The organism is Oribacterium sinus, from assembly GCF_963537195.1.
In the GTDB taxonomy this organism is placed as follows: domain Bacteria; phylum Bacillota; class Clostridia; order Lachnospirales; family Lachnospiraceae; genus Oribacterium; species Oribacterium sinus_A.
Genome location: NZ_CAUTEG010000122.1, coordinates 1 through 5,921, shown reverse-complemented (window position 1 = coordinate 5,921; position 5,921 = coordinate 1). Strand labels below are relative to the sequence as shown.

Annotated in this window: 10 protein-coding genes; 3 read left to right on the top strand and 7 right to left on the bottom strand. The window is 38.7% G+C overall.

Translation table 11 applies throughout. From position 1 onward, the window contains the following. Positions 1 to 724, top strand: a 724-nt coding sequence (locus RYL27_RS10410) for a hypothetical protein (RefSeq protein ID WP_314967073.1), incomplete at its 5' end; no start/stop codon positions are given. A gap of 24 nt (positions 725 to 748) precedes the next feature. Continuing rightward, positions 749 to 1,228: a hypothetical protein gene (locus RYL27_RS10405; protein WP_314967071.1), complete on the top strand. Its 480-nt coding sequence runs from the start codon at positions 749 to 751 to the stop codon at positions 1,226 to 1,228. Between the two features lie 97 nt (positions 1,229 to 1,325). Here RYL27_RS10405 and RYL27_RS10400 read toward each other — a convergent pair whose 3' ends face one another. From RYL27_RS10400 to RYL27_RS10390, 3 genes are all read right to left on the bottom strand, one after another. Continuing rightward, entirely contained in the window at positions 1,326 to 1,889 is a 564-nt protein-coding gene (locus RYL27_RS10400; protein ID WP_314967069.1) for a hypothetical protein, read from the bottom strand. Between the two features lie 134 nt (positions 1,890 to 2,023). Further along, a complete protein-coding gene (locus RYL27_RS10395) occupies positions 2,024 to 2,671 on the bottom strand; it encodes a hypothetical protein (RefSeq protein ID WP_314967067.1) in 648 nt (215 codons plus the stop codon). Positions 2,672 to 2,960: 289 nt separating this feature from the next. Next, complete coding sequence (locus tag RYL27_RS10390) at positions 2,961 to 3,221, bottom strand: hypothetical protein (RefSeq protein WP_331667076.1); 261 nt, start codon at positions 3,219 to 3,221, stop codon at positions 2,961 to 2,963. Positions 3,222 to 3,516: 295 nt separating this feature from the next. On the opposite strand from RYL27_RS10390, the gene RYL27_RS10385 reads away from it, so the two are divergent. Then, complete coding sequence (locus RYL27_RS10385; RefSeq protein ID WP_314967065.1) at positions 3,517 to 4,020, top strand: hypothetical protein; 504 nt, start codon at positions 3,517 to 3,519, stop codon at positions 4,018 to 4,020. On the opposite strand, the gene RYL27_RS10380 is transcribed toward RYL27_RS10385, so the two are convergent. From RYL27_RS10380 to RYL27_RS10365, 4 genes are all read right to left on the bottom strand, one after another. Continuing rightward, positions 3,950 to 4,303 carry a hypothetical protein gene (locus RYL27_RS10380; protein ID WP_314967063.1) on the bottom strand — a complete coding sequence of 118 codons (354 nt, stop codon included), beginning with the start codon at positions 4,301 to 4,303 and terminating at the stop codon, positions 3,950 to 3,952. The two genes, RYL27_RS10385 and RYL27_RS10380, sit on opposite strands and share 71 nt — an antisense overlap. A 25-nt stretch (positions 4,304 to 4,328) precedes the next feature. Next, complete coding sequence (locus tag RYL27_RS10375; RefSeq protein ID WP_314967061.1) at positions 4,329 to 4,490, bottom strand: hypothetical protein; 162 nt, start codon at positions 4,488 to 4,490, stop codon at positions 4,329 to 4,331. A gap of 89 nt (positions 4,491 to 4,579) precedes the next feature. Further along, positions 4,580 to 5,296, bottom strand: coding sequence for a lysophospholipid acyltransferase family protein (locus RYL27_RS10370; protein WP_314967059.1), 717 nt, complete (start codon positions 5,294 to 5,296; stop codon positions 4,580 to 4,582). A gap of 263 nt (positions 5,297 to 5,559) precedes the next feature. Then, positions 5,560 to 5,921 (bottom strand): acetamidase/formamidase family protein (locus RYL27_RS10365; RefSeq protein WP_314967058.1); only part of this gene is annotated, 362 nt, incomplete at its 5' end.

Below are 5,921 nucleotides of genomic sequence, written 5' to 3'. Positions count from 1 at the left end.
ATGTTGTAAACTGCAATTCCTTATCCTGCTTTTAGCTATGATACTTCACTCCCTCTTTCAGTTTTTTAGAATGACTTTTCATTCTTCACGGGAAGCCCGTCGTTGGTATTCCACAAGCAATGCACTTTCTTGGGTAGCCTTCTTCTCCGGCTCCCTTTTGGCTTCCTTTGTCTCTACCATGGGGTTTCCGGAAAGCCCTCTAACCGCACAAATTGACGGAACGAAATTGACTATCGGCAGCACAAAGGCCTCTTCGCTTATCGATGCAGGATTTTCTTTTGCAGGGAAAAGCGCTGAAAGTAAAGTCATCAACAAAAGAAATGACCCCTTTTATTACGGTGAATATCTGGAAATTACAAGGGACGGAAAATCCTACGGTTTTATGAGTGTAACCCCTACTTGGAAGGACGAGGATGCATTAAAAAATTGTACCATTACCTATTATGAAATCCCCGGAGATTGCGCCCAATTAGCAGAAGTCCAATTTAATAAGGTGAACTTAACCGCACTCTCCCTTTCCGACTTTCAGACGAAGACAATCACGAATATTTTCTCTTTAAAACCCGCTAACTATAAAGAAATTCAGAATGAGAGCTATTATGTTCTGTCTATGCAAACAAAAGACCATGCATTCTGGAAAAACTATAGTCTTTATGCATATTTTGATACAAATGGCGTTGTATTCTACTACGGAATCCGCGCTCAACAATCGATTTGGGAATGATTCTATCAGTAAAGGATAATGAAAATGAACTTTTTTAGCTTTGAATTCTTTTTCGGCCTTGTGGTTGGCCTCTCTTTTCTTCTCACCTTTTATATCTATTTGCGACTCCTTATCGGCGTAATCAGAAAGCGGGAAGTCCCTCAGTGGATTTATAAATTCGGACAGGCTTTTCAGGGAAGAGTGCATATTGAATATGAAAATGCAACGAATTCTGCCGCTCTTCGAGATGCCAACTTATTTCTCTTTCTTTGGCTTTTGGTCAATGTTTTGACCTTTGTTTTTCTATACCATAAGAACGGAGACGCTCATGCCGCTCTCTATCAATGCATGAAAATGCCATTTGCTACGATCATCGTGGCTTTAATAGTCCACCCAATCTTGCTCCTTCTTAGAATGCAGTTCAGTTCTTCCGAAGACGCTTATCATATCTACTCCACTACCAATGCAGTTCGTGGAGCGGCATTTTTTTCCGTCTTCCTTCTCGCTCTTTACGTCAATATGTAGAGCTTCCGTAAAAGCCCGTGGAACATAGCGAAGCCAGAAATGAACGATTGTATTGGCTAAGCATACAAGTCGTCGACTATTCGTTGTGGGAAAAGCATTAATATCCTACTTCAGCCAATATAAAGGGAAGCATAACTCCTCCAAGAATCATCCAAGCGGCAAGGTTAATGCCTAAAATGGCGAAGAAAAACATAGCTATAGAATTCCCTTTTCGAATCTGTACGGTAAAGTTGCTCAAATCCACAGGCTGTTTGAAGAGAAGATTTCCGATAGACGCCTCCAGCCTGTCTCTCACGCTGCTTTCTCCATCTAAAGAAAGGGTATAATTTCCCTCTTCTTCTACCTGAAAATGATAAAGCTCCATTCTTCCTTTATCAAAGCCAGTGACTGACATATGCATAAGACTGGGAGAAAGGTACAGCTTTTCCACGGTCTCTGCTCTACTTAACTGAAAGCCGATATTTCCGATAGGAGTTTTTTTGAAACGCCTTCCGCTAAGCCAAATACCGTAATTTCCCTGAGGAAGATGAACGCTTCCCTCTTCCCCTGTGCAGGGCATTTCAAAGAATAGCTCTGCCTTCGCAAAACGGATTGTTTTTCTAATGCTGAAAATCAATAATGCAATCCCCATGGGAATCAATAAAAAACATAAATTTCTCATTTTGTCTCCCTTCCTAAAAATGCTATCTTTACTGTCTTTCTTTAAGAATACATACTATCTTTACTTAAGAATGCATCATTTCTCTACTTAAGAACGGAATAATGTTTTTCTCTAAGAATGCATAATGTCTTTGTTTAAGAACGCATAAATAATATAAACGTCAATCCCAAGATAACAGAAATTGCAGTGATAATCGATAAAATTTTCCCTCTGTTCCAATATCGCACCGTAATATACAGACCATCCAATATATCAAAGCCGGGAATACTCTGGAAAATAAAATGCAAGATACATTGTCCTACTTTCCATCCCTTTTGCTTTCTACTAAGTAAAATCAAGCAAATGGCATAGCTAAGCCCTGCTAATCCCGCCATAAAAGACATGCCGAGGAAAAGCGGTGCTACTACCAAGCTCAAAGCGAAGAAAAAAGGAGCAATGAATAGAGTCGCCGGCAGTACCAACAGCACAAAGGAAAGCCCTATTCCTCCAAGTAAAACCACAAGAAAGATGGCCAGCAGAATCAGTACAGTAGGAAGAGAACTGTATTTGAAGAAAAGGAAAGCCTTTATGCACTGCTCACTATCCTCTCTTTTAAAGATTTTAAAAGCCTCCACAATCTGAGTGATTAAAAGACCGGTAAACACAAGGGCGAATAGGATATTCAATAAGACATAAAGCTGTAAACTGAATATGGAGCTTGCCGGAAGCAGAAGTATAAAAGCAATCCAAGTATATAATACAAAAATATGAAAGATTCTGAGAATCCATGAAAAATGCTTCATAAGCTTTCCTCTTCCTTTCAGATAGTAATAAACATAAGCAAAACGTATGCCACCCTATTGATAGCTTACACATCCCTTTTATCACACAAAATACCGCACTCTTCTCATACGATATTCGTTAAGAAGAAAATGTCAGCAGTGCTGACACAATTAAGTCGTAGCGTGTTTCCAAGACGGCCTTTTATCCGAAGATTGGATAAATCGATTAAAAGACCGGATGAGATTCCTTAAACATAGAGCTTATGTCTAATCCTTTTCGTAGAAAACAATATCCATAAGTTCATTAATCTTATCCATTCTTCCGGTCTGATGATAGCCCATCTTTTCGTACAAATGAAGATTCCCTGCTTCTTGTAGTATCGTGTCCAAGCACCAGTGATGACAGCCAAGGCTGTTCGTATCTTGCAATGATTTTCTCCAGCCCCTCTGCGCCCGGACTCATATCATAGTCTTGATATTTATCCAATAAATCCGAAAAAGCTTTAATTTGCATTTCCCATATGGTTTGCAAATCCTCTCTAGTAGCCGCCTTTAATGAAACCGTAGCCATAAGATGCCCTCCCTTTATACGCGGTAATTCCTCTTAGTGTTGTTTTGTAAATTCATTATACGTAAATCCGAGAAGTTTACAAAGCAAAGTCATTACCCATGGTTTATAGAGAAATTCGAAGGAGACACCGTTTAAAAAAGGTATCCTATCCTGTCTTAGAAAATCAGGATGAAGGAAAGATAATTCAGCCTAGACAAAATAGCCGAAAGTGTTAAGCTACTATTAGTTAAATGAGGCTAATACGATATTACTTGTTATATCATTATGTAAAATGGTATAAGGGAGGTAAGATTATATGGTCTATTATTTATTCTATTTATTCTTTGCCTTTATCATTTGCCTTGCCTACGGTTTATCCTTTTATCTTTATCTTCTTTTGGAACTTTCCGTTAAACAGAAAAAAGAAGTACCGAATTGGTTTTATCGTATCGGGCAAAGTATGCAGGATAGAATTCACCGCGTGAAATTAGAAGATAGGACAAACTATGATGCGCTAAAGCAGAGTCGTATTTTCCTTAGGGGAATGCTTCTTTTAAGCTTCTTTACCTATCTTTTCTTTCATGCCAAAAGCCATGCTATTTCTTCCGTACTTTTCAATTTCGGAAAAGCACAGTTTGTCATCTGCTTTGTGATGAAAGAACTGACACATTATTGGAATTTAGGCTCCACTCCAAAGGAAAAAAGAAGCTACTATTCCCCAAGCTTTGCCGTAAGCGGATGTTTCATCATCAGCTCGGTTCTGCTTCTTCTTTTTGTGGTAAGCATGGAGCAACTACGGTTTCACATTTTGTTTCCATAGATTTATCCCCCAAAGCCTTGTCAATCATTTCCACCTTATTCGGGCGTTCCATTAAACGATAATACTCTCGCCAAAGTAAAGGGGATTGCAGGGGGATGCTTTCCGTTCCCAAGGGAAACATTTCCACAATCTGCTCCTTCTCCAAGGAACAATCCACCACATTCCCTTCATAGACAATGGCAAAGCCCGCCATAACATCCACATCAATCCCCTCTATGCTAAATTCCATAAAGCTCTTCGTCTGATATTTTGCTTTAGGATTTTCCGGCTTCAACTCTCCCATTACTAACAAGATGCTGCGAACACGGTCAACATCCGAGCAGAAACATCAGGTCAATGTCATCAAAGGAGGGGACTATCTTTTTAAAATAAAGCATCATAGAGCCTCCTAATGCCCACTCAATCCGCTCTTCCTTGAAACGATGTGCAATTCTTTTTAATAGGTTGATTTTTTCTTCTAAATTAAGCATAATCCATCTTCATTTGTATTAGCCTAATATCAATACATACATTTATAGCTAAAATCCAAGTTTCCCCATAAAAAAAGCCAATAATGCAATCATTGATGTGTACGCTGCTCTTCATAAGTTTGAGAAATTATTGTGTGTAAGTATTTTGCCATCTGTACGGTTGTATTTAGTTCAAGCGCTTTGGGATCGACAACTTCTCCAATACGAATACTCACATTGGCCGGGTGAAAGCTATGAAAACGCTCATAACACTCCTCTGAATTATAGAATGAAACAGGAACAATACGCGCATTTGCCTTAAAAGCCAATTTAAAACTCCCGGGCTTAAATTCCTCCACACCGTCTTCCTTCATTCTTCTCCCCTCCGGAAAAATAACGACTGAATACCCATTTTCTATTCTTTGAATGCCTTGATTAATTACTTCTATTGATTTTTTGATATCATCTCGCTCTAAAAACAGACATCCTATATCCCGAAACCATTTACCGATAAATGGAAATTTTTTAATCTCACTTTTTCCAATGAAAATCAATGGCTTCTCCATTATTGCAACCATTATTAAGCTATCAAAATTACTTCTATGATTTCCAATATAAACCACAGGTTCATCATATAAGGTACAGCCTTGAATATCTAATTTTACGCCTAATAATTTGAGTATTTTTTTCGCTATTATTTTTAAGCTATAAAAATTTGCGTCATGTTCACTTTTCTTATCCTTGTATTTCAAATGATGAATCAATCTTACCGGATAGGAATATATCATAGCTCCAACAAAATACAAAAATGTAACAATCAATCTCATAGCAATCTCCATTCCATCGCATTCATCCGGCGGCACAAACAGTAATAACAGTCTCCATAAATAACTAACGAAAGTCTATTTTTCAGTATTGCATTGTGAGGGACGTTTTTCCTACCAACCTTCTGAGTTGCAATTCTCTTAAGAGGTACTATTGTTCTAAAAATATTTCCCTCTTCAAATATTGGGCTTTGTCCTGAATTAGCGAACAATATAAGTCTGCTGTTTTTATGCACTTATATCAAGGCGAAATATTTCTCTTCTTTTTAAAATAAGCTCTTCATAATCTTCTTCGGTACACACATCATCACGGTTCTTTCCGGATCCACCACCTGACAGAAATGCAGATCTCCCACAGCGCTGAGAAGCATGCCGGCTTCGTTTAAGGAAAGTCCCAGATTCTCCTGTACTCTTTCATTCATGATTCGTACTGCATGGAAAACCGCCTTTTCTATCTCTTCGTGGGAGTAGATTACACCGCAAATCTCTTCATTTTCCAGCATAGGGGTTTCAATGCTGATTCCCTTAATCACGGACAATCTTACCTTCACCTCTGCGGAAATTTCCACACCGCTGACCATTACCTCTCCGTCTCCCATCGCCGCATGCACATCTCCCAAGGAGAAAA

Excerpts from the sequence above, each read along its gene's own strand:
- RYL27_RS10385 (WP_314967065.1), top strand. The coding sequence starts at position 3,517 with ATGGTCTATTATTTATTCTATTTATTCTTTGCCTTTATCATTTGCCTT.
- RYL27_RS10375 (WP_314967061.1), bottom strand. The coding sequence starts at position 4,490 with ATGCTTAATTTAGAAGAAAAAATCAACCTATTAAAAAGAATTGCACAT.
- RYL27_RS10405 (WP_314967071.1), top strand. The coding sequence starts at position 749 with ATGAACTTTTTTAGCTTTGAATTCTTTTTCGGCCTTGTGGTTGGCCTC.
- RYL27_RS10390 (WP_331667076.1), bottom strand. The coding sequence starts at position 3,221 with ATGGCTACGGTTTCATTAAAGGCGGCTACTAGAGAGGATTTGCAAACC.
- RYL27_RS10395 (WP_314967067.1), bottom strand. The coding sequence starts at position 2,671 with ATGAAGCATTTTTCATGGATTCTCAGAATCTTTCATATTTTTGTATTA.
- RYL27_RS10380 (WP_314967063.1), bottom strand. The coding sequence starts at position 4,303 with ATGGGAGAGTTGAAGCCGGAAAATCCTAAAGCAAAATATCAGACGAAG.
- RYL27_RS10400 (WP_314967069.1), bottom strand. The coding sequence starts at position 1,889 with ATGAGAAATTTATGTTTTTTATTGATTCCCATGGGGATTGCATTATTG.
- RYL27_RS10370 (WP_314967059.1), bottom strand. The coding sequence starts at position 5,296 with ATGAGATTGATTGTTACATTTTTGTATTTTGTTGGAGCTATGATATAT.